Raw genomic sequence first — 19,884 nt, 5'->3', positions numbered from 1 at the left:
ACCTTACCCGCGTGAGGTTGCGAAGCCCGGACGGGGCAGATATTGCCCCGAACGAGAATTACTGCGCGCCAGCGACCTGGCCTGCCTGCATGGTCTGTTGCACCGATTTCTCGCCTGCCGTCACTGTCAGCGCACCATTAGCAGACGATTTCAGTGATTGTGCCGCCGACAGACTGCCCTGTAATTTCAGCTGGAGATTGCCGTTACCCTGCAGTGGCACCTGTGGCCAGCCCCAGTCATGTAACACATTCACGGGCATCTGACGGCCACTCAGGGTCAACGATAGCGTACGTTGCGGTTGCTGGCTGACCGTGGCCAGGCCCTCCAGCATACCTTCATGGCTGAAAGCACTCATCTCCGTCACGTTGATGCTATTATCCCCGGCGTTGAGCGCCAGCGAGGGATGGCGCAGGTCGACACGGTTAAACGTGGCTTCGGCGGCATTGACGCTCAGATCGCCTGACCAGATTCCCCACTGATGTTGACGAGCCATCAGCAGATGGTTGCCCGTACCGTCCAGTGACGTCATCTGGAACGGGAAGTCCGGATTGATATCGATAATCAGGTTGCGGTTAGCGCTGAATTTGGTCACCTCAACGCTTGCAAGCCAGGAGGGCAGAGGTTGCATCCAGTGATCACGCCAGTTCAGCGGCAGGGTATATTCCAGCCCGGCGATGACCAGCTCATCCAGCGTCAGTTTTTTGTCGCTGCGCGTCCAGTTTCCCTGCGCCCGCACCAGGCCGTTGACCCAGCGAGAGCTGAACTGTGTGAGCGCCACGCCCTGCGCGGTGAAGTCCATATTGGCAATCGGATCGTTCAACTGCATGCTGCCATTCACAAAACTGCTGGCATTCATCGACAGTGAGCCGTTATCACTTTCCCAGTCGCCGTGACTGACGCTCAGATCTTTTAGGGTCAGGTCGAGATCGGTGACAGCCCAGTCTTGCCCTTCAAGGCGCGCATCGGTCACGTCAACACGGTCAAAATGCACCGCCGGCAGTGTGCGCAGGGGCTGCATGAAATCGCTAAGGTTTTTATTACTCTGAAGACGGATGCTGTTCAGACGTAGATTGGATACCTGCCAGACGCCTTTCACATCGCGCTGCGCGCTGGCGGTGACGGATCCCAGTGCCACATCGGCGCCAAGATTACTGAAGATAAGCTGTTGTCCTTTCAGACTGCCCTGAATCAACACGTTGGCGGCGGGAATGCCCTGCAACGTTAGCGAACCTGCACTCATCTGGAAGCTGGCCTCGTTGCCGAGCACCTTACCGGCTTCCGGTTTCCACGGCATCACACCGCCGTCAACCCGTTGTGCCTGTAACGGCCATTCACCCTGGTTACGGTTTAACGCCATCTGGCTCAGTTGCAGGCGGTCAGCTTGTAATGAAAGCGGCGCGCTCTTTTCGCTGAGGTTGAGTGTTCCCTGCTCAAGACGAATGCTGGCGAAATGGAGTGGGTTACTGAACTGGATAAGCCCAAGCCCGAGATTGACGCGTTTAGCCACCAGTGTTGCGGGCTGGCCTTTACGGCCGAAGGAGACATTGTTTAACAGCAGATGGCTGGGATCGGAAAAGTCATGCTCCATCTTACTGAGCGATAGCTGATAGTCACTGTCGGCACTGACCTGACGGCCAATCCAGCCTGCGCCCCACTGGGTTTGCAACAGCACATAGACGGTGACTATCACCAGCAGCAGCAGGAGCAGCAGGGTGAGTAATACTTTGCCGAAGAACTTCATCACATCCATCCCTATGAATTCTGGTAATGGATTGTTATGCCTGATTTATCGCCGTATCTCAACCTGTCCCGGCTTCGGGCGGAATTAAACCGCCCGGATCCGGGACAGAGAAAGGTTTATTTTTCCTGCGGGAAAACCAGATTCAGAATGATGGCAGTGATACCGCCTGCGGCAATACCGGAAGAGAGCAGCGTTTTCAGCCAGTCAGGGGCAAATTGTAAAATCAGCGGCTGCTGAGAAACGCCCAGACCGACAGCTAACGACAGCGCGATAATCATAATTGCACGGCGGTTCAGCGGCTCGCGTGACACAATGCGCACGCCTGAAGCGGCAATGGTCCCGAACATCACGATGGTGGCACCGCCGAGGACGGGCTCAGGAATATGCTGCACAAAGCCACTGACCGCCGGGAACAGACCGAGTACGATCAGCATTAACGACACGACAAAGCCGACATAGCGGCTGGCCACGCCAGTTAACTGGATCACGCCGTTATTCTGCCCGAAGCACGAATTGGGGAATGTATTAAACAATGCCGAAACAAACGAGTTAAGGCCGTTGGCCAACACGCCGCCTTTCAGACGCTTCATATACAGCGGGCCGCTGACCGGTTGTTCGGAGACATCAGAAGTGGCGGTGATATCACCGATGGTTTCCAGCGAAGTCACCATAAATACCAGCATCAGTGGGATCAGCAAGTTCCAGTCGATGCCCAACCCATAATAAAACGGAGTAGGAATGGCGATCAGCGCGGTATTTGCCGGGGTCGTGTTTTCCGGCAGCATGCCCATCGCCCAGGCCAGCAGATAACCGACTGCCATCGCAATCACCAGTGATGCGACGCGCAGATAAGCGTTACGCTGGCGATTCAGCAGAATAATCACCGCCAGCACAGCACCTGCCAGCAGCAGATTTTTCGGTGCGCCAAAGGTGTGATCGTTCATCGCGGCAAACCCCCCACCGATGGAGGTCAGACCGACCTGGATCAACGACAGGCCGATAATCATCACGACAATACCGGAAACCAGCGGAGTAATAACACGACGCGCCAGATGCAGTACGCGTGACAGTGCCATCTCGGTGCAGGAGGCTAGCATCAGCGTGCCGAACAGGGCGGCCATCATCGTTGGGACGTCAGTGCCGCCGTTTTTCAATGCCAGACCACCCATAATCAGTGGTGTAACAAAGTTGAAGCTGGTGCCCTGAATCGACAACAGACCGGAACCCACCGGTCCCCAAGTTTTTATTTGCAGGATGGATGCCACGCCGGAAGCAAAGAGGGACATACTGATAATATGCTGCGTATCTTGTGCAGGCAGGCCTAGTGCCTGGCAAATCAGCAGTGCCGGCGTAATCACGGCAACAAACATCGCCAGCAGATGCTGACAGGCTGCAAACAGGGTTTGCGGTAACGGCGGACGATCTTCAAGGCGGTAAATCAGTTCGCTTTTGCCGGTAGCAACAGGGCTACGGTCGGCGGCAGCATCTTGGGTTTCAACGGACATCTTCAGGCTTCCCGGGGCAATAAAGTGGCGATTTTAATCTTCTTTTGCGTAAAAGCAATCGTTTGCCAACGCAGCGAACAGGAATCGAAAACATTCATGATCAGGCGTTGGTATAGCGTTCGGTTTCCGGTAGCCAGCGTTCAATCAGGGCGACCGCCTGCTCCGGATAGTGCTGGTGAATATGGCGTGCCACGCGCTGTACCTCGGGGATCATCGCCTGGTCACGCAGCAGGTCGGCCACTTTAAACTCGGCGTTACCGGTTTGACGCGTCCCGAGGAGCTCACCGGGGCCGCGAATTTCGAGATCGCACTGGGCAATGACAAACCCATCGTTGCTGTCGCGTAACACCTGTAAGCGCTTTTGAGCGGTTTTGCTTAATGGGGCTTTGTACAGCAGTACACAATGAGAGGCGACAGCACCACGGCCTACGCGCCCGCGTAACTGGTGAAGCTGTGCAAGACCCAGGCGTTCAGGATTTTCAATAATCATCAGGCTGGCATTGGGAACGTCCACCCCAACCTCAATCACGGTAGTCGCAATCAGCAGGTGGATCTCACCCTGTTTAAACGCCAGCATGACGGCCTGTTTGTCCTGTGACTTCATACGGCCATGCACCAGCCCGATGTTCAGCTCAGGTAAGGCCAGCTTCAGTTCTTCCCAGGTGGCCTCGGCCGCCTGCGCTTCCAGCAACTCAGATTCTTCAATCAGCGTACAGACCCAGTAGGCCTGGCGACCTTCGCTGCCGCAGGCGCCTTTCACTCGCGCAATGATATCGGCACGGCGCGTGTCCGGGATGGCGACCGTTGTCACCGGCGTTCTGCCTGGCGGCAGTTCGTCAATGGTAGAGGTATCCAGATCGGCATAGGCGGTCATCGCCAGCGTTCGGGGGATGGGGGTGGCTGTCATAATCAACTGATGCGGATGGAAGCCCTGCTCCTCACCTTTTTCCCACAGCGCCAGACGCTGGTGGACGCCAAAGCGATGTTGTTCATCGATAATCACCAGCGCAAGGCCGTTAAACTGTACCTGTTCCTGGAAGATGGCGTGGGTACCGACAACCATTGACACCTGACCGCTGGCAATGGCTTCCTGTTGTGCGATGCGCGCCTTTCCTTTCTGCTTTCCTGCCAGCCAACCCACTTCCAGCCCCAGTGGCGCAAACCACTGACGGAAATTATTCGCGTGCTGTTCAGCTAATAGCTCGGTCGGTGCCATCAGCGCCACCTGCTTGCCGTAAGCAATCACATTCAACGCAGCCAGTGCGGCGACCAGCGTTTTACCTGAGCCAACATCGCCCTGTACCAGGCGCATCATTGGATAATCGTGGGCAAGGTCAGTTTCGATCTCGCGTACCACGCGTGCCTGTGCATTGGTGGGTTTGAAAGGCAGCGCCGCCAGCAGTTTTTCACTCAGATTGTGGCGGGCTTCCATCGGCAGCGCATGATAACGCTGCGCTCCGGCACGCACCGCCAGCATGCTGAGGTTATGCGCCAGCAGTTCTTCCATAATCAAACGTCGCTGGGCCGGATGGGTACCGCTGTCGAGATCGGTCAGCGCCATATCGGGCGGCGGACGGTGCAGGGTACGTAACGCATTGGGCAGGCTGATTAACCCCCGGCTCAGTTCTGGCGGCAGCAGCTCAGCAATCGCACAGGTGTCCAGCAGAGTTAATGCCTGATCGGTCAGGTTACGTAGCGTTGCCTGCCGTATACCTTCGGTGGTGGAGTAAACCGGTGTCAGCGTTTCCTGAAGCTCAGTGATACTCTGATCGCCCTGCACCTTATATTCGGGATGGATGATTTCGGCGCCGCGTTGACCCCGTTTGATCTCACCGTAAGCGGTGACGCGCCGCCCGGTCGCGAGACTGTTTTTCATTCCTGCATTGAAGTTAAAAAAGCGCAGGGTAAGCACACCGCTGCCATCGCTGATCTGGCAGGTCAGCATTCGACGGCGGCCAAATGAGATATCGCTATGCAGGACTTCACCTTCGACCGTGGCATAAATCCCCGGCAGCAGGTCGTTAATCGCATACAGTTGGGTGCGATCTTCATAGCGCATTGGCAGGTGTAACAGCAAGTCCTGCACGGTCAGCAGGCCCAGTTTGGCCAGTTTCGCCGTCTGGCTGGCACCCACGCCTGATAGCGTGTTAAGCGGCACTGCATCCAGCAGGCGGCCCTGCATTATTTACGCGCCCGGGACTGCATGGTAGCCCACCATTCCGGGTCGGCAACGACCTCACCCCGATCGTTGATTTCCGGATAGGGCAGCCCTTTATGCTTTGCCACGCGGGCCAGCACAGGATAGCCACCTTCAAACAGCAGCCGCTGCTGTTCACTGAATTCCAGCGTGCTCTCTGCGCGCAGATACATCCCGGCGTTTTGCCGCTGGCGCTGGGCTTCATAGAGGATCAATGCAGAGGCAACGGATACATTCAGTGACTGCACCATCCCAATCATCGGAATGATGATGTCCTGATCGGCGAGATCGAGTGCTTCCTGAGTGATGCCTGTTTTTTCCTGACCCATCAGAATGCAGGTCGGGCGGGTATAGTCGATTTCACGAAAATCGACGGCTTTATCGGAAAGGTTGGTTGCCAGAATCTGCATGTTCTGGTCTTTCAGATGGGTGACGGCGTCTGCGATGGTGCGGTGGGTTTTAACCTGCACCCAGCTGTTGCTCCCCGCAGCGGAAGAGACCATGGTGCGCATACGGCTACCCGGCCACACCGCGTGGACTTCATGTACGCCAACGGCATCAGCAGTACGGATTACCGCCGAAACGTTATGAGGTTTATGCACCTGCTCCATACACACTGTCAGATCGTGCTGACGGGCGGCAAGCATTGCGCGGATGCGGGCATAACGTTGAGCATTCATGCGAAGTAGACTCCCTAAAAATAAGTCATTCCGTCAGACCGGCGATCGGGGAGCAGGAAAAGACGGAGGTTTGCTCCGTCATTCCCTTAATTGCGGTTGCGGTGCACCTTGATCACATCCGGCATCACGCGAATTTTACGCATGATATTCGCCAGATGAACACGATCGCGCGCCGTCAGACGGATAAAGGCGCTGTACACACGACCATCTTTCTCTTCGGTGTTCAGGCTCTGAATATTGGAAGCGGCGGTATTGATCGCCGCAGTCAGATTGGCCAGTGCGCCCTGGTGGTTAAACATATCCACTTTAATTTCAGCCACAAACTCCTGCTCGGTGACCTTGTCCCACTCGACCGCCATGTATTTTTCGGGCTCTTTCTGATAGCCACGGATATTACGGCAGGATTCATGGTGCACGACCAAACCTTTGCCTGGACTGACGTGAGCAACAATCGGGTCGCCGGGGATCGGACGGCAGCACTTGGCAAACGTGATCAAAACACCGTCAGCCCCTTTGATCGGCAGCTTGCTACGCGTACCGCTGGTTGTTGATGTGCTGGTGGCCGGAGCATTTTGGTCGCTCTGTTGCAGGTTTTTCGCCACGACCACACTCATTGCGTTACCCAGACCGATTTCAGCCAGCAGGTCGTCAAGTGACGCCATCTTCATGCGCTCCAGCTCATGCTGGACGTTAGCTTCAGGGATCTCTGCCAGTTTACGGCTGCCACCCAGCGCATGATTAAGCAGACGACGGCCGAGGCTGACGGAGTCATCACGCTTAAGGTTTTTCAGCAACTGACGGATTTTGGCGCGCGCTTTGGAGCTGACGACAAAGTTCAGCCAGGCGGCGTTCGGACGGGCGCCTGGTGCAGTAATGATTTCCACGGTCTGGCCGCTGGTCAGCGACTGCGACAGGGGGTAAGGCTGGCGGTCTACGCGTGCACCGACGCAGGCATGGCCAATGTCGGTGTGAACGGCGTAGGCAAAGTCAACCGGTGTGGCACCCGCCGGCAATTCGACAATACGCCCTTCTGGGGTGAAAACGTAAATCTCATCCGGGAACAGATCGGATTTCACGCTCTCGATAAATTCAAAGGAGCTACCGGCACTTTGTTGCAGTTCCAGCAGGCTCTGCAACCAACGCTGTGCGCGGATTTGCGCGGTAGTGCTGCTTTCGCCCTGTTCTTTATAAGCCCAGTGCGCCGCGACCCCCATCTCTGCCATCTGATCCATATCTTCAGTACGGATCTGCACTTCAACCGGGACGCCGTGAGGACCGATCATTGAGGTGTGCAGGGATTGATAGCCGTTGGCTTTAGGAATGGCGATGTAGTCTTTTACCCGGCCTGGGCGCGGTTTATATAAACTGTGCATCTGGCCCAGCACGCGGTAGCAGGTATCCACATCACGCACGATCACCCGGAAAGCGTAGATATCCATAATCGAATGGAACCGTTGCTCTTTCAGGTGCATTTTGCAGTAGATAGAATAGAGATGCTTTTCGCGACCGCTGACGCGGCGGGTAATTCCCGCTTCTTCGAGGCGGCCGTCAATTTCAGAGAGGATTTTCTGAATCATCTCTTTACGGTTGCCACGTGCGGCTTTCACCACCTCTTTAATCACGCGATAGCGGTTCGGATACAGGGCTTCGAAGCCCAGTTCTTCCAGCTCGGTTTTCAGGTGGTGTATACCCAGGCGGTGTGCCAGTGGGCTATAAATTTCGAGTGTTTCTTGCGCAATACGGCGTTTTTTATCCGGACGCAGCGCACCCAGGGTGCGCATATTATGCGTGCGGTCGGCCAGCTTGATCAAAATGACGCGGATATCTTGCACCATCGCCATGATCATCTTGCGGAAGTTTTCAGCCTGCGCTTCTTTTTTGTCGCGGAACTTCAGTTTATCGAGCTTAGAAACCCCTTCTACCAGTTCAGCAACGGTCTGACCGAACAGCTGTTCCATATCCTGGTAAGTGGCGGGGGTGTCTTCGATAACATCGTGCAGAAGTGCGGCCATCAGTGTTTCATGGTCGAGCTTCATTTCAGCGAGGATGCAGGCTACGGCGACCGGGTGGGTGATATAAGGCTCACCGCTGGAGCGTGTCTGTCCCTCGTGAGCATCACGTGCGACAAGATAAGCTTGCTTGAGGCGCTTAATTTGCTCCTCAGGCAAGTATTTTTCAATCAGCTGATTGAGGCTTTCAAACAGATACAAGGCGGGCCTTCAAAGCGAATTAACGACGACCTTCAGCGATAGCGGTAACAGCCTGTAATTCAGCGGCTTCCTGCTCTTGCTGCTCCTGGCGATCGCGAACGTCGAGGATCTGATTCGTGATCAGGCCTTCTTCGATTTCGCGCAGCGCGATAACGGTAGATTTGTCGTTCTCTTCAGGAACCAGTGGGTCTTTACCACCAATCTGCATCTGACGTGCGCGACGTGCTGCTACCAGAACCAGGTCAAAACGGTTACCAATTTTTTCTACTGCGTCCTGTACGGTTACGCGTGCCATAAGTGTGATACTCCACGGGTGGTGACGAAATGACTGGGCATCATACTGAGTTGTCCTCAGTCTGCCAATAGTTTGCTGATTAAAGCATCATGACGGGCTTTTTGACGAGCCATACGCAGACGCTCTGCGCGAATAATGTTTTTCAAATCGGACAATGCCAGATCGAAATCATCATTCACGATCAGGTAATCGTACTCTGCGTAATGGCTCATTTCGGCAACAGCCTGCGCCATACGCTTGGTAATCACTTCTTCGCTGTCCTGGCCGCGGCCACGCAGGCGGCGGTCCAGTTCGTCTTTCGACGGTGGCAGCACAAAAATGCTGCGGGCTGCCGGCATTTTCTCGCGAATCTGTTTTGCACCCTGCCAGTCAATATCAAGAAACACATCAACGCCAGTCGACAACACTTGTTCAATCGCTTTACGCGATGTTCCATAGTAATTGCCGAACACTTCAGCATGTTCGAGGAACGCATCTTCGCTGATCATGGTGCGGAATTCGTCGTGATTGACGAAGTAATAGTGCTCACCGTGATTTTCACCCGGCCGTACCCCACGTGTGGTGTGGGAAACAGATACCTGAGTATCGTACAGCGGTTGCGTTTTCAACAACGCCTGAATCAGACTGGATTTACCCGCGCCGCTGGGGGCGGAAACAATAAAAAGTGTACCTTGAGCCATGATTATTCTTGATATGCCAATAAAGCGGAGTCTACTTCCTGCACAGTATACACAGGTGCAGCGCGTGATGCAGCGTTTAGGCCCTGTAATACGCCTTTTTCTGTCGAAATGGACAATGTTTCTCAAGTTTTTTGTCGTGTGATGTGCCCTGCAGCAGAAACCCCTGAAGCCAGCTTCCATCATTCTGCTTTCCCCCTCGCCAGTTCCCCTTTGCTGCGTTTTACTGCCGGGTATTCATTGAATGCGCAGGAGAAGCAGGGATGCACTATCTCATTTTACTGGTCTGGCTTTTTAGCCTCGGGGTTTCGGCAATGTGTCCGGTTTGGGCGCCCACACGCGCTGAGGAGGAGATCGCGGGTCTTGAAGCCCAACTCATTCAGTGGGATGACCTCTACCATCGTCAGGGGAAAAGCGTGGTGACCGATGAGCACTATGATGCTCTGCGCAGTAAGTTACAGCAGTGGCAACGTTGTTTTCATCCCACTCTCGAGCCTCACCCGCCAGTGCTGAAGACCGATGGCAAGGTGTCACATCCTGTCGCCCATGTCGGGGTCCGAAAACTGTCCCGTAAGGATGATGTAGCCCACTGGATGATGAACAGGCGAGAGCTCTGGGTACAACCGAAGATTGATGGAGTGGCTGTTACGCTGATCTATCGTCAGGGAAAACTGGTAAAGATGATCAGTCGTGGTAACGGCCTGTCAGGCGAAGACTGGACGACAAAAGCTGCGTTGATTAGCGATATTCCCCTTACGATTCCGTTGTTGTCCAGGCAGCAGATTTTTCAGGGCGAATTGTATCTCAAGATGACCGATCACCAGCAGGCTACTGATGGGGGAAAAAATGCCCGTTCAATTGTTGCCGGTGCATTAATGGCGAAAACACCTGCCGAAGTGCTGCCGCATATCGGTCTGTTTGTCTGGGCATGGCCAGACGGACCGGAAAACTTAACACAGCGCCTGTTGGCTCTGCGTCAGGCGGGTTTTCCCGATGTCAGTGAATGGACGCACAGAGTGACTGGCGCAGACGAAGTCGAAAGCTGGCGTGAGCGCTGGTTCCATCAGCCGTTGTCCTTTGTTACCGATGGTGTTGTGGTACATAGCCTCCCATCGGAACAGGGATGGAACTGGATCCCTGGCCAGGGGAACTGGGCGGTGGCCTGGAAATATCCCCCACCGCAAGCGACCAGCGAAGTCCGTTCCGTGGCGTTTTCTGTTGGCCGTACGGGAAAAACGAATGTGGTGCTTATTCTGCAACCAGTACAGCTGGATGACAAACGCATCAGTCGGGTGAATGTTGGCTCAGTGTCACGCTGGCGGAAATGGAATGTGATCGCCGGAGACCACGTCAGTATTGATCTTGCGGGTCAGGGGATCCCGCGTCTGAATGAGGTACTGTGGCGGGTGGCGCAGCGAGATTATCCTCAGTTTCCCGATGCGGCATCTTTCAGTCATCTTAGTTGCCTTCATCTGACACCAGAATGTCGGCAGCAGTTCCTGGCACGGCTGGAGTGGCTGAGCAGTAAGTCTGCGCTTAACCTGACGGGTATGGGGCGCCAGAACTGGCAGCAGTTGCTTCAGTCGGGCTATCTGACACACTTGTTTTCATGGCTGGCACTGTCGCAGGAACAGTTAAAGGTTGTTCCTGGAATCGGAGAGGCGAGATCACATCTTTTCTGGCAGCAATTTCGCTTAAGTCGACAGCGGCCTTTCAAGCGTTGGGTCAGGGCATTAGGTGTTCCGATCCCTGAGAAGGCCATGAATGCACTGGTGGATGATAGCTGGTCGCAGCTATTGTCACGCACGGTAGAGGAGTGGCAGACGTTACCCGGTATTGGTGACGGGCTGGCGCAAAAGATTATCAATTTCCTGCAACATCAGGAGGTGCGGCAGCTTATCCATTGGTTGGAGGAGCCGGCCGCCCTGGCTGTATCATCAGATTAATGGTCATCGTGCGGGTAATTGAATACAGGCAAGCCCAGTTTGAAACGAAGCGCCAACAAACGAGCGATGAATCCGGCTAGCAGCGTAATGATAATGACAGTTTCCGTGGGCAGCGCGGTTTTTAGCAAAAGAATGTAGACCCAGCCCGAGGCGAAGGCGATGCCAGCATAAAGCTCTTTCTGGAAAACCAGGGGGATCTGGTTGCAGAACATATCGCGGAGAACACCGCCAAACACACCCGTCACAACTGCGCTGATGGCTGCAATAATTCCAGCGTGCCCCATATCCAGCGCTACCTGCGCACCAATGATGGAAAAGACCACCAGGCCTAATGCATCAAGGACAAGAAAAACCTTACGAAGGTGGGGCATGAGGGGGGCTGCCAGCGTAGTGATGACGGCGGCGGCAGCAACAATCATGATGTATTCAGGATGTTTCACCCAACCGAGTGGGTAATGTCCTAGCAGCATATCGCGGACTGAACCCCCGCCAATCGCGGTGACAGACGCGATGATGATCACACCGAACATATCCATCTTGCGACGGCCAGCCGCCAGTGCGCCTGTCATGGCTTCCGCTGTAATACCGATGATATAAAGGACCGTGAGTAACATTGCCATCTCCTTAAAACCTGGCGGCAATCCTAAGGGGTTAGCGTCAAAACGGCGACTGAAATTTTCACAGGGGAAGCCTTGTCGTATGAGGCGGCTCAACGGGGGGCCACTAACGATGAATGCCGTAGCAAAACAATAAATGCGTGGAGATGAAATAGGAATGAGTGTAAATGGATGTTTTCAGAATGGAGTCTGTCTGATTTTATTGATTATTATTGTTTGATAAATAAGTCTCTCTGTGTTTGGTTTTACAGTTATATTTTATGATTTTTTTGTTCTAAAGTGTTCAGATTTTATTTATAAATATCCAGCTGGTTATAATTATCATCATTAATTTATGTTTTTTTTATTACAGGTAAGTCAATGCTTTGCTTTTATCTGGTGCAAATTGCTTGCCATTCCGTACTGAGCGCATTTAAGATGTTTTGTGAAATTGTTAATGAACGGAATGTTTATTCAGGGCTGTGATGATAATCTACATGGAGGGAGTATGTCTAACCGGCACACAATAGCAATCTCTGATGACCACCCACATATCATATATTCGATAAAGATGCTGTTCGAAAATAGCGATTTGTTCGTTGTTTCAAACGAAACAATATGTGGGAAAAACTTATTGTCAGGTCTGGCTTCTAAACAAACGGACATAGTTATTACTGATTTTTCATTGAGTTCAGACCGTTCGACTATGGATGGGTTTGCCAAGCTTCGTGCTCTAAAAGGGCGGTTTCCTGATGTGAAGGTTGTCCTGCTTACCTCACAAAGTAATACAGCCATTCTGAGAAGTGCATGCGATTATGGCGTTAAGTCAATCGTTAGTAAATCTGACCCTGTAGAGGAAACGGTAATGGCTTGCCAACACGTCATGACCCAGCAAGGGTATTTCTTCTCTTCATCATGTAGCCATGTTAAGAATTATCTAGTAAAAGGAAAGGAAAAAGGAAGCCCTCTTACTCCTAAAGAGTTAGAGGTGATTAGACTATTCTCTTCTGGATACACGTTGTCAGAAATTGCAGTGCGCCAAAACAGAACCATCAGCACAATTTCCACTCAAAAGTATAATGCGATGCGTAGGCTGGGTGTCTCCTCTAACATTGAGCTGATACGCTATGCATACGCAAAAGGGTTAATCTAGTTTTTTGGTATCGTAAGGTAAAAATAGTATTTAGTTGGAAGGTTATTTCCATTTTTTCAGTTGTAGCGATTATTTCTAATGCGGTTGTTCTTATTTTTGGTAGCGACACCAAGACGAAAATGCCCCAGGTGATTAACTGTCATCACGAGGGGCATCATTGGGGCAGTATTACCCATGTGGGGCAAGTGGTATCTGTCGGACATTCAGTCCTTCTGTTCTGCAAGAGAACAGCACGCTCGAATCGTGAGAGACCAGGGCAAAGCCTGGTCTCTCGATGTGGGAAGCGTTATTTCCCGTCAGCAGCCTGTCTGACGACTTACAATTTTTCCCAGGCTTTTTTCAGTCCGGTTTCTTCATCGGGGTCGGCTCCCTGTGCCGAGGTTGCTTCTTCTTCCGTCAGCGATTCGCTATCAAAAGAGGGCATCGTTTCCTCAATCATCTGTTCATCAAATGCCGGATTCAGTGCCGGAGAAAGCGGAGAACTCATCAGGCTGTCTGGCATCGCAATATGTGGAACGGGCGCATCCTCAACAAATTGTGCCTCGTCTTCCTTCACTGTTCTGCTCAGGCCGACAATGATCAGGCCACACAGCGCAAAGAAGGCATAAAGCGTATTGCCCCCCAGAGGCTCCATTAGCAGGCCTACGACCAGTGGACCAATACTGGCGCCGACACCAAAGGCCATCAGCAGGCACGCTGCCAGTGAGACGCGTCTTTCCGGCTCAACCAGGTCATTCGCCAGAGCGACAGCCAGAGGATATAGCGAAAACTGCAGCATACTGACGATAAAACCCAGCCCCAGCAGCAGCGAGAAACTGATGTGTGGCAGGACTGCCAGGGGTAGCGCTGCAACAATCAGCACAATGGCATTTAGTCGCATCAGCAGGGTGCGGTTATAGCGATCAGACAACCAGCTGAGAGGAAACTGTGCGACCAGCCCGGCAAAAATAGCGATGGCCATAAACAGACCGGTTTGGCCTGTTGTCAGATCTTGCTGACTGGCATAAACCGGTGCCAGTCCATAAAAAGAGCCGACCAGCATGCCAATAGCGAGGGTGGTTGCGAGTACTTTAGGGATAGCACCGATAAAATACCGCAACTCCATCGGGGCTGGGGAAAGCTGGCGGGCGTGTGTCCGCGTGGTCAAGGCAATTGGCACCAGACAGAGTGAGAAACAGAGGGCGATTAACAGCAACGTGCTCAGACCCAGATCGGTTTGCAGCATCAGCACCACCTGCCCGAGCGACATGCCGAGGTAGGTCGCCACCATATAGCAGCCAAAGACTTTGCCACGCTGTTCAGATTCTGACTGGTCGTTAAGCCAGCTTTCCAGCACCATATATTGGCACATCATGCACAGACCGATGATCAACCGCAGCCCGACCCAGACCGGGATAAACCCGGTTAGCCCGTGGCACAGCACGGCCGCGGTAATAATACCGGCGCAGGAAACATAGGTACGAATATGGCCGACGCGGGCGATGAGAAAATGACCCACTTTGCCGCCGATCACCAGGCCGATGTAGTTCGCTGCAATAATGGCCCCGATCAGACCGCCGGAGACATGGGCCGATGTCAGACGCAGGGAAACATAGGTCGTCAGCAACCCGGAACCGAGCAGCATTAACAGCGTAGTGGTATAAAGCGGGAAAAACACGCCTAACGTCTTGTTCACTCTGCCTCCTGGGGAATATTGAACCGGTCCGTTGAGCGCCGTACGCCCCTAACACCGTAAGCGGGTGCCTTGTGATACTAGCAGTTTCAATCCTGAGGGCAAATCGGGCGGGTGAGGAAAGGGAACCAGTAGCGCAGAGGCTACTGGCTGGGATCAGTTCTTTTTCACAAACTCAGACTTCAATTTCATCGGGCCAAAGCCATCGATTTTGCAGTCAATATTGTGGTCACCTTCTACCAGGCGAATGCTTTTTACTTTGGTGCCAATCTTCAGCGGTGTTGAACTGCCTTTGACTTTAAGGTCTTTAATCACCGTGACGCTATCGCCATCTGCCAGCAGGTTGCCGTTGGCATCTTTAACAATCAGGGTGTCATCAGTCGCGGCGTCAGCGCCATCAGCCCACACGTGGCCACATTCCGGGCAGTTGAGCATCACGCCATCTTGCCAGCTATATTCTGAGTGACATTTTGGGCAAGGAGGTAACGTTTCCATGATAATCCTTAAGTAAATCCATAATAAAGTAAGGGGATAGTTTACCTTGTCGGAGACGTTCTTCCTATTGCTGTTTGGCCGAGGATTTTGATACCTGCACAGTATCTCGCAGAGAACGCAGCGGCTGCTGACCTGATACTCGATGCGTCAGATATTGTGGTTCTGAATAATATTCACTGTAAAATCGCTATGAAAGGAATCAATGTTTAACTTTAATCGCTGTCTAAAGGCCAGATGGATATAGTGATCATCGGGGAAATAAGTCTGCACAGCGAACAGGATTTCAGTTTTCACTGGATCTATCGTGAGCCGCTGTTGCTGGCGGCGGGAAAACAGCATAAAAAAGCCCTGTAAACAGGGCTTTTTTACACAGTGAGCATCGCATTACTCGATGTTCTGAATCTGTTCTCTCATCTGCTCAATCAGCACTTTCAGCTCAATGGCAGAAGCGGTGATATCAGCATTAATGGATTTTGATCCCAGTGTGTTCGACTCACGGTTGAACTCCTGCATCATAAAGTCGAGGCGGCGGCCGACCGCTTCCTTCTTCTTCAGGATGTTATAGGTTTCTTTCACATGGGCTTCCAGACGGTCCAGCTCTTCCGCGACGTCCACACGCTGCGCCAGCATCACCAGCTCTTGCTCCAGGCGATTATTTTCCAGCTGTACCTGCGCCTCTTCCAGGCGGGTAACCAGTCGTTCACGTTGCCATTTGAGTACTTCTGGCATATGCGTACGGACTTTGATCACTTCCGCGCTCACCCCTTCCAGACGCTGTTCAATCAGCGCTTTCAGAGCCGTGCCTTCGCTTTCACGCGCAATAATAAATTCGTCGATGGCAGCATCCAGCGCCTTCAGCAACTGGGCAGAAATCGCATCCAGATCCTGCTCTTCGGCTGACATCACGCCAGGCCAGCGCAGGATATCGACCGGATTGATTTCACCCTCGTCGCTCTGCATTTTGACCCAGTTGGCAGCCTGCACCAGCTGGATGGCCAGTTTTTCATTCAGTACCAGCGAACTTTGGGCACGCGGGTCAGCGTCGAAACGCAGGTTAACTTCGATTTTCCCACGGGTTAGACGATTACGAATGCGTTCACGAATTACCGGTTCCAGGCCACGAAACTGCTCTGGCAGACGAATATAGGTTTCAAGATAGCGCTGGTTGACGGAACGCAGCTCCCAGGCTGCGCTGCCCCATTCGCCTTTCGTTTCGCGTCGGGCATAAGCTGTCATGCTGCGGATCATTTTGCGTACCGTTATTAGGAAAAGATGCAGCGATTATAGCGATGCTGACGATGCCTTAACAGGCATTCGGTCAAATGGCCGTGTTTTGGCTGACGTTTTGTTGCCAGAAGCTTAAGATGCCGAAATAAGAAACATCACTCACTTCAGGAGCCACTATGATGCCGCGCGTATTCACATTTTCCCTTCTGGTACTGGCGCTGTCAGGCTGCACGACACCGTCACGGCCAGCCAGCCAGATGACCGCCCCGATCTGTACCGTGGGCGACGCCCTGACGCAAACTACCCTCTACTTCGGTCTGAATCGCCCGCAGGGTGCCGTTATCACCGAGGCAGAATGGCAGACGTTTGTTGATTCAGAAGTCACACCTCGCTTCAAAGCAGGGTTGACGGTCTTTGCGGCAAAAGGGCAGTGGCTGGGAAATGATGGAAAACTGGCGCGGGAAAACAGCAAGGCGCTGCTGCTGATCCATGCTCCGGATAAAGCCAGTGAACAGGGGATTGAGGCACTGCGTGCTATTTATAAACAGCGCTTTGCCCAGGATTCAGTGATGCGGGTGGATGCGGCGGCCTGTGTGGCGTTCTGACCTGTCTTTTAATCAAGAACACCCGGCGCGAATGCGCCGGGTGTAGAGATTACAGCACCAGCCCGGCAAAGGCTGCAGAGAGCAAGCTGACCAGCGTGGAGCCGTAAATCAGCTTCAGGCCGTAGCGTGAAACCACATTCCCCTGTTGCTCATTCAACCCTTTTATCGCCCCGGCGACGATGCCGATAGAGGCAAAGTTCGCGAAGGAGACCAGGAACACCGACAGAATACCCAGTCCGCGCGGCGACAATTCTGCGGCGATTTTCTTCAGCTCAATCATGGCCACAAACTCGTTCGTTACCAGCTTTGTCGCCATAATACTGGCAGCCGGCAGAGCATCTGCGGTCGGGATGCCAATCAGCCACGCAAATGGCCAGAACACATAGCCGAGGATCTGCTGGAAGCTAATGCCGAAAACGGCTGAGAAAACGGCATTCACCGCTGCAATTAAGGCGATAAAGCCAATCAGCATGGCCAGAATTATCATCGCCACTTTAAAGCCAGCCAGAATGTATTCACCCAGCATTTCAAAGAAGCTCTGATCTTCGTGCAGCTTTTCCAGACGAATCTCCGGCTCATCGCCCACCGGTGTCGGGTTGATAATCGACAGGATGATAAAGGTACTGAACATGTTAAGGATCAGCGCCGCCACAACATAGCGTGGCTCAATCATCGACATATAGGCGCCAACAATCGACAGCGACACGGTGGACATCGCGGCCGCTGCCATTGAGTAGAGGCGACGTGGTGAAATCTCTGCCAGGATACCTTTATAGGCGATAAAGTTTTCCGACTGGCCGAGGATCAGCGTGCTGACGGCATTAAATGACTCCAGCTTACCCATACCGTTAACTTTAGAGAAAACGGTGCCAACGCCCCTGATCAACAGCGGCAGAATTTTAAGGTGCTGCAAAATCCCGATCAGGGCAGAGATAAAGACAATTGGGCAGAGCACGCCGAGGAAGATAAACGCCAGCCCCTGTGAACTCATCCCGCCGAAGACAAAATCGGTTCCCTGCGCTGCGTATTTCAGCAGAACCTCAAAGAAGCCTGAAAAGACGGTAACAACGGTCAGCCCGCCAGAAGCGTGCAGGAAGAACCAGGCGAGGGCAGCTTCAATGACAACCAGTTGCAACAGCACGCGTGGGCGAATTTTTTTCCGGTCATTACTGAACAGTAACGCCAGGCAGCAGATAATGGCCAGGGCCAGAATAAAATGAAAAACAGAGGTCATACGCAGGTCCGGCATGAGAATGATTAATGAGAGGCATTTAGCCATATTTCAGTTTGATTTACATCCAGCCGGGCGCTATCTGGCTGTTTTAGCGTTTAAATAGTCGTTATTTTCATAACAATCCGCGTTCAGTTTCGCCTGCGATAGGCAATCCATAGCGAAATCCGTATAATGCGCAGCCAATTATGTTTAGCTAGCCGGAGAGAAATTATGCGTCCATCAGGCCGTAGCGCACAACAGGTGCGCCCCGTCACCCTGACCCGTCATTACACCAAACATGCAGAAGGCTCTGTGCTGGTTGAATTCGGTGATACCAAAGTTCTGTGTACCGCCACCATTGATGAAGGCGTACCACGTTTTCTGAAAGGTCAGGGCCAGGGTTGGGTCACCGCCGAATACGGCATGCTGCCACGTGCCACCCACAGCCGTAATGCGCGTGAAGCGGCTAAAGGGAAGCAGGGCGGTCGTACCCTGGAAATCCAGCGTTTAATCGCCCGCTCGCTGCGTGCGGCAATTGATCTGAAGGCGCTGGGTGAATTCACCATTACCCTGGACTGTGACGTGTTACAGGCCGACGGTGGCACCCGTACTGCCTCCATCACCGGAGCTTGCGTGGCACTGGCTGATGCGCTGAACCATCTCGTCTCTATCGGTAAGCTGAAGACTAACCCGATGAAAGGCATGGTCGCCGCGATCTCTGTTGGCATCGTCAAGGGCGAAGCGCTGTGCGATCTGGAGTACGTTGAGGACTCTGCCGCCGAAACCGACATGAATGTGGTGATGACGGAAGACGGTCGCATGATTGAAGTGCAGGGCACCGCAGAAGGTGAACCGTTCACTCATGACGAACTGCTGAAGCTGTTGGAGCTGGCACGAGGCGGTATCGATACTCTGGTTGCAGCGCAAAAAGCGGCGCTGGCCAACTGATTTTTTCAGGCGACGATGAAGTCGCCTTTTTTATGCCCCCTATTTGAGGAAAACGACATGAAAGCCTGGCAGCGCCAATTTATCGAATTCGCCATCAACAAGCAGGTGCTGAAGTTTGGTGAGTTCACGCTGAAATCAGGGCGCAAAAGCCCTTATTTCTTTAACGCCGGTCTGTTCAATACCGGGCGTGATCTTGCCCTGCTGGGCCGTTTCTATGCCCAGGCACTGGTGGATTCGGGTATCGATTTCGATCTGGTCTTTGGCCCAGCCTATAAAGGCATCCCCATTGCGACCACGACGGTGGTAGCTCTGGCCGATCATCACGACCGTGACGTTCCTTACTGTTTTAACCGCAAAGAAGCCAAAACCCATGGCGAAGGTGGCACGCTGGTGGGCAGCCCGTTGCAGGGTAAAATCATGCTGGTGGATGATGTGATCACTGCAGGCACGGCTATTCGCGAATCGATGGAAATTATCGCGGCGCATCAGGCGACGCTGGCTGGCGTATTGATTTCCCTCGACCGTCAGGAACGCGGACGTGGCGAAATCTCAGCGATTCAGGAAGTGGAACGTGATTATGGATGTCAGGTGATTTCGATCATCACGCTAAAAGAACTGATTGCTTACCTGGAAGAAAAGCCAGAAATGGCCGATCATCTGATTGCTGTACGTGCTTATCGCAGCGAGTTTGGTATCTGACAGGATGTCGTTGTGCGGGCCGACC

At 53.2% G+C, this 19,884-nt stretch carries 17 protein-coding genes; 5 read left to right on the top strand and 12 right to left on the bottom strand.

Going from position 1 to position 19,884, the window contains the following annotated elements; all coding sequences use genetic code 11:
- Positions 1–58: 58 nt before the first annotated feature.
- From HHI26_RS20945 to gmk, 7 genes are all read right to left on the bottom strand, one after another.
- Positions 59–1,741, bottom strand: a complete 1,683-nt coding sequence (locus HHI26_RS20945; protein ID WP_171149632.1) for an AsmA family protein — start codon at positions 1,739–1,741, stop codon at positions 59–61.
- Between the two features lie 116 nt (positions 1,742–1,857).
- Positions 1,858–3,246 (bottom strand): uracil-xanthine permease family protein, encoded by a 1,389-nt coding sequence (locus HHI26_RS20940; RefSeq protein WP_159338303.1) that lies wholly within the window; start codon positions 3,244–3,246, stop codon positions 1,858–1,860.
- A gap of 100 nt (positions 3,247–3,346) precedes the next feature.
- Positions 3,347–5,428 carry an ATP-dependent DNA helicase RecG gene (recG, locus tag HHI26_RS20935; RefSeq protein WP_133846465.1) on the bottom strand — a complete coding sequence of 694 codons (2,082 nt, stop codon included), beginning with the start codon at positions 5,426–5,428 and terminating at the stop codon, positions 3,347–3,349.
- Entirely contained in the window at positions 5,428–6,123 is a 696-nt protein-coding gene (gene trmH / locus HHI26_RS20930) for a tRNA (guanosine(18)-2'-O)-methyltransferase TrmH (protein WP_133846464.1), read from the bottom strand. The genes recG and trmH overlap by 1 nt, the downstream gene beginning before the upstream one ends.
- 86 nt (positions 6,124–6,209) lie before the next feature.
- Positions 6,210–8,333, bottom strand: coding sequence for a bifunctional GTP diphosphokinase/guanosine-3',5'-bis pyrophosphate 3'-pyrophosphohydrolase (gene spoT / locus HHI26_RS20925; RefSeq protein WP_133846463.1), 2,124 nt, complete (start codon positions 8,331–8,333; stop codon positions 6,210–6,212).
- A 19-nt stretch (positions 8,334–8,352) separates the two neighbouring features.
- Positions 8,353–8,628: a DNA-directed RNA polymerase subunit omega gene (gene rpoZ / locus HHI26_RS20920; protein ID WP_133846462.1), complete on the bottom strand. Its 276-nt coding sequence runs from the start codon at positions 8,626–8,628 to the stop codon at positions 8,353–8,355.
- A 56-nt stretch (positions 8,629–8,684) separates the two neighbouring features.
- Complete coding sequence (gmk, locus tag HHI26_RS20915) at positions 8,685–9,308, bottom strand: guanylate kinase (RefSeq protein WP_133846461.1); 624 nt, start codon at positions 9,306–9,308, stop codon at positions 8,685–8,687.
- 260 nt (positions 9,309–9,568) lie between these two features.
- Here gmk and ligB point away from each other — a divergent pair, with 260 nt between their 5' ends.
- Positions 9,569–11,251 carry an NAD-dependent DNA ligase LigB gene (gene ligB, locus HHI26_RS20910; RefSeq protein ID WP_133846460.1) on the top strand — a complete coding sequence of 561 codons (1,683 nt, stop codon included), beginning with the start codon at positions 9,569–9,571 and terminating at the stop codon, positions 11,249–11,251.
- Here ligB and HHI26_RS20905 read toward each other — a convergent pair.
- Positions 11,248–11,865: a trimeric intracellular cation channel family protein gene (locus tag HHI26_RS20905; RefSeq protein WP_133846459.1), complete on the bottom strand. Its 618-nt coding sequence runs from the start codon at positions 11,863–11,865 to the stop codon at positions 11,248–11,250. The genes ligB and HHI26_RS20905 overlap by 4 nt on opposite strands.
- A 490-nt stretch (positions 11,866–12,355) precedes the next feature.
- Here HHI26_RS20905 and HHI26_RS20900 point away from each other — a divergent pair, with 490 nt between their 5' ends.
- Positions 12,356–13,000 (top strand): response regulator transcription factor, encoded by a 645-nt coding sequence (locus HHI26_RS20900; protein ID WP_133846458.1) that lies wholly within the window; start codon positions 12,356–12,358, stop codon positions 12,998–13,000.
- Positions 13,001–13,316: 316 nt separating this feature from the next.
- Here HHI26_RS20900 and HHI26_RS20895 read toward each other — a convergent pair whose 3' ends face one another.
- The 3 genes from HHI26_RS20895 to HHI26_RS20885 all read right to left on the bottom strand — a co-directional run bounded on the left by HHI26_RS20895 (position 13,317) and on the right by HHI26_RS20885 (position 16,415).
- The gene (locus HHI26_RS20895; RefSeq protein WP_133846457.1) at positions 13,317–14,675 is read right to left on the bottom strand and encodes an MFS transporter; all 1,359 of its coding nucleotides are present in this window, start codon (positions 14,673–14,675) and stop codon (positions 13,317–13,319) included.
- Between the two features lie 153 nt (positions 14,676–14,828).
- Complete coding sequence (locus tag HHI26_RS20890) at positions 14,829–15,167, bottom strand: zinc ribbon domain-containing protein YjdM (protein WP_133846456.1); 339 nt, start codon at positions 15,165–15,167, stop codon at positions 14,829–14,831.
- A 384-nt stretch (positions 15,168–15,551) separates the two neighbouring features.
- Positions 15,552–16,415, bottom strand: coding sequence for a YicC/YloC family endoribonuclease (locus HHI26_RS20885; protein WP_133846455.1), 864 nt, complete (start codon positions 16,413–16,415; stop codon positions 15,552–15,554).
- Positions 16,416–16,570: 155 nt separating this feature from the next.
- On the opposite strand from HHI26_RS20885, the gene HHI26_RS20880 reads away from it, so the two are divergent.
- Positions 16,571–16,999 (top strand): DUF3574 domain-containing protein, encoded by a 429-nt coding sequence (locus HHI26_RS20880; protein ID WP_133846454.1) that lies wholly within the window; start codon positions 16,571–16,573, stop codon positions 16,997–16,999.
- Positions 17,000–17,048: 49 nt separating this feature from the next.
- Here the strand turns inward: HHI26_RS20880 and HHI26_RS20875 are convergent, their stop codons facing one another.
- Positions 17,049–18,233, bottom strand: coding sequence for a nucleoside transporter C-terminal domain-containing protein (locus HHI26_RS20875; RefSeq protein ID WP_171149625.1), 1,185 nt, complete (start codon positions 18,231–18,233; stop codon positions 17,049–17,051).
- 210 nt (positions 18,234–18,443) lie between these two features.
- On the opposite strand from HHI26_RS20875, the gene rph reads away from it, so the two are divergent.
- Complete coding sequence (rph, locus tag HHI26_RS20870; protein ID WP_133846452.1) at positions 18,444–19,160, top strand: ribonuclease PH; 717 nt, start codon at positions 18,444–18,446, stop codon at positions 19,158–19,160.
- 57 nt (positions 19,161–19,217) lie between these two features.
- Positions 19,218–19,859, top strand: a complete 642-nt coding sequence (pyrE, locus tag HHI26_RS20865) for an orotate phosphoribosyltransferase (RefSeq protein ID WP_159338307.1) — start codon at positions 19,218–19,220, stop codon at positions 19,857–19,859.
- Positions 19,860–19,884 lie beyond the last annotated feature (25 nt).

This window comes from Erwinia sp. JH02, from assembly GCF_013074405.1.
Lineage (GTDB): Bacteria > Pseudomonadota > Gammaproteobacteria > Enterobacterales > Enterobacteriaceae > Erwinia > Erwinia rhapontici.
Note: the sequence above shows the minus strand (reverse complement) of the source record. Positions and strands in the feature narration are given on the sequence as shown.

Bases quoted from the DNA above. Each gene is read 5' to 3' on its own strand.
- HHI26_RS20875 (WP_171149625.1), bottom strand. From the start codon at position 18,233: ATGACCTCTGTTTTTCATTTTATTCTGGCCCTGGCCATTATCTGCTGC.
- HHI26_RS20940 (WP_159338303.1), bottom strand. From the start codon at position 3,246: ATGTCCGTTGAAACCCAAGATGCTGCCGCCGACCGTAGCCCTGTTGCT.
- recG (WP_133846465.1), bottom strand. From the start codon at position 5,428: ATGCAGGGCCGCCTGCTGGATGCAGTGCCGCTTAACACGCTATCAGGC.
- rpoZ (WP_133846462.1), bottom strand. From the start codon at position 8,628: ATGGCACGCGTAACCGTACAGGACGCAGTAGAAAAAATTGGTAACCGT.
- HHI26_RS20880 (WP_133846454.1), top strand. From the start codon at position 16,571: ATGATGCCGCGCGTATTCACATTTTCCCTTCTGGTACTGGCGCTGTCA.
- gmk (WP_133846461.1), bottom strand. From the start codon at position 9,308: ATGGCTCAAGGTACACTTTTTATTGTTTCCGCCCCCAGCGGCGCGGGT.
- ligB (WP_133846460.1), top strand. From the start codon at position 9,569: ATGCACTATCTCATTTTACTGGTCTGGCTTTTTAGCCTCGGGGTTTCG.
- pyrE (WP_159338307.1), top strand. From the start codon at position 19,218: ATGAAAGCCTGGCAGCGCCAATTTATCGAATTCGCCATCAACAAGCAG.
- rph (WP_133846452.1), top strand. From the start codon at position 18,444: ATGCGTCCATCAGGCCGTAGCGCACAACAGGTGCGCCCCGTCACCCTG.
- HHI26_RS20885 (WP_133846455.1), bottom strand. From the start codon at position 16,415: ATGATCCGCAGCATGACAGCTTATGCCCGACGCGAAACGAAAGGCGAA.
- HHI26_RS20905 (WP_133846459.1), bottom strand. From the start codon at position 11,865: ATGTTACTCACGGTCCTTTATATCATCGGTATTACAGCGGAAGCCATG.
- HHI26_RS20900 (WP_133846458.1), top strand. From the start codon at position 12,356: ATGTCTAACCGGCACACAATAGCAATCTCTGATGACCACCCACATATC.
- trmH (WP_133846464.1), bottom strand. From the start codon at position 6,123: ATGAATGCTCAACGTTATGCCCGCATCCGCGCAATGCTTGCCGCCCGT.
- HHI26_RS20890 (WP_133846456.1), bottom strand. From the start codon at position 15,167: ATGGAAACGTTACCTCCTTGCCCAAAATGTCACTCAGAATATAGCTGG.
- HHI26_RS20945 (WP_171149632.1), bottom strand. From the start codon at position 1,741: ATGAAGTTCTTCGGCAAAGTATTACTCACCCTGCTGCTCCTGCTGCTG.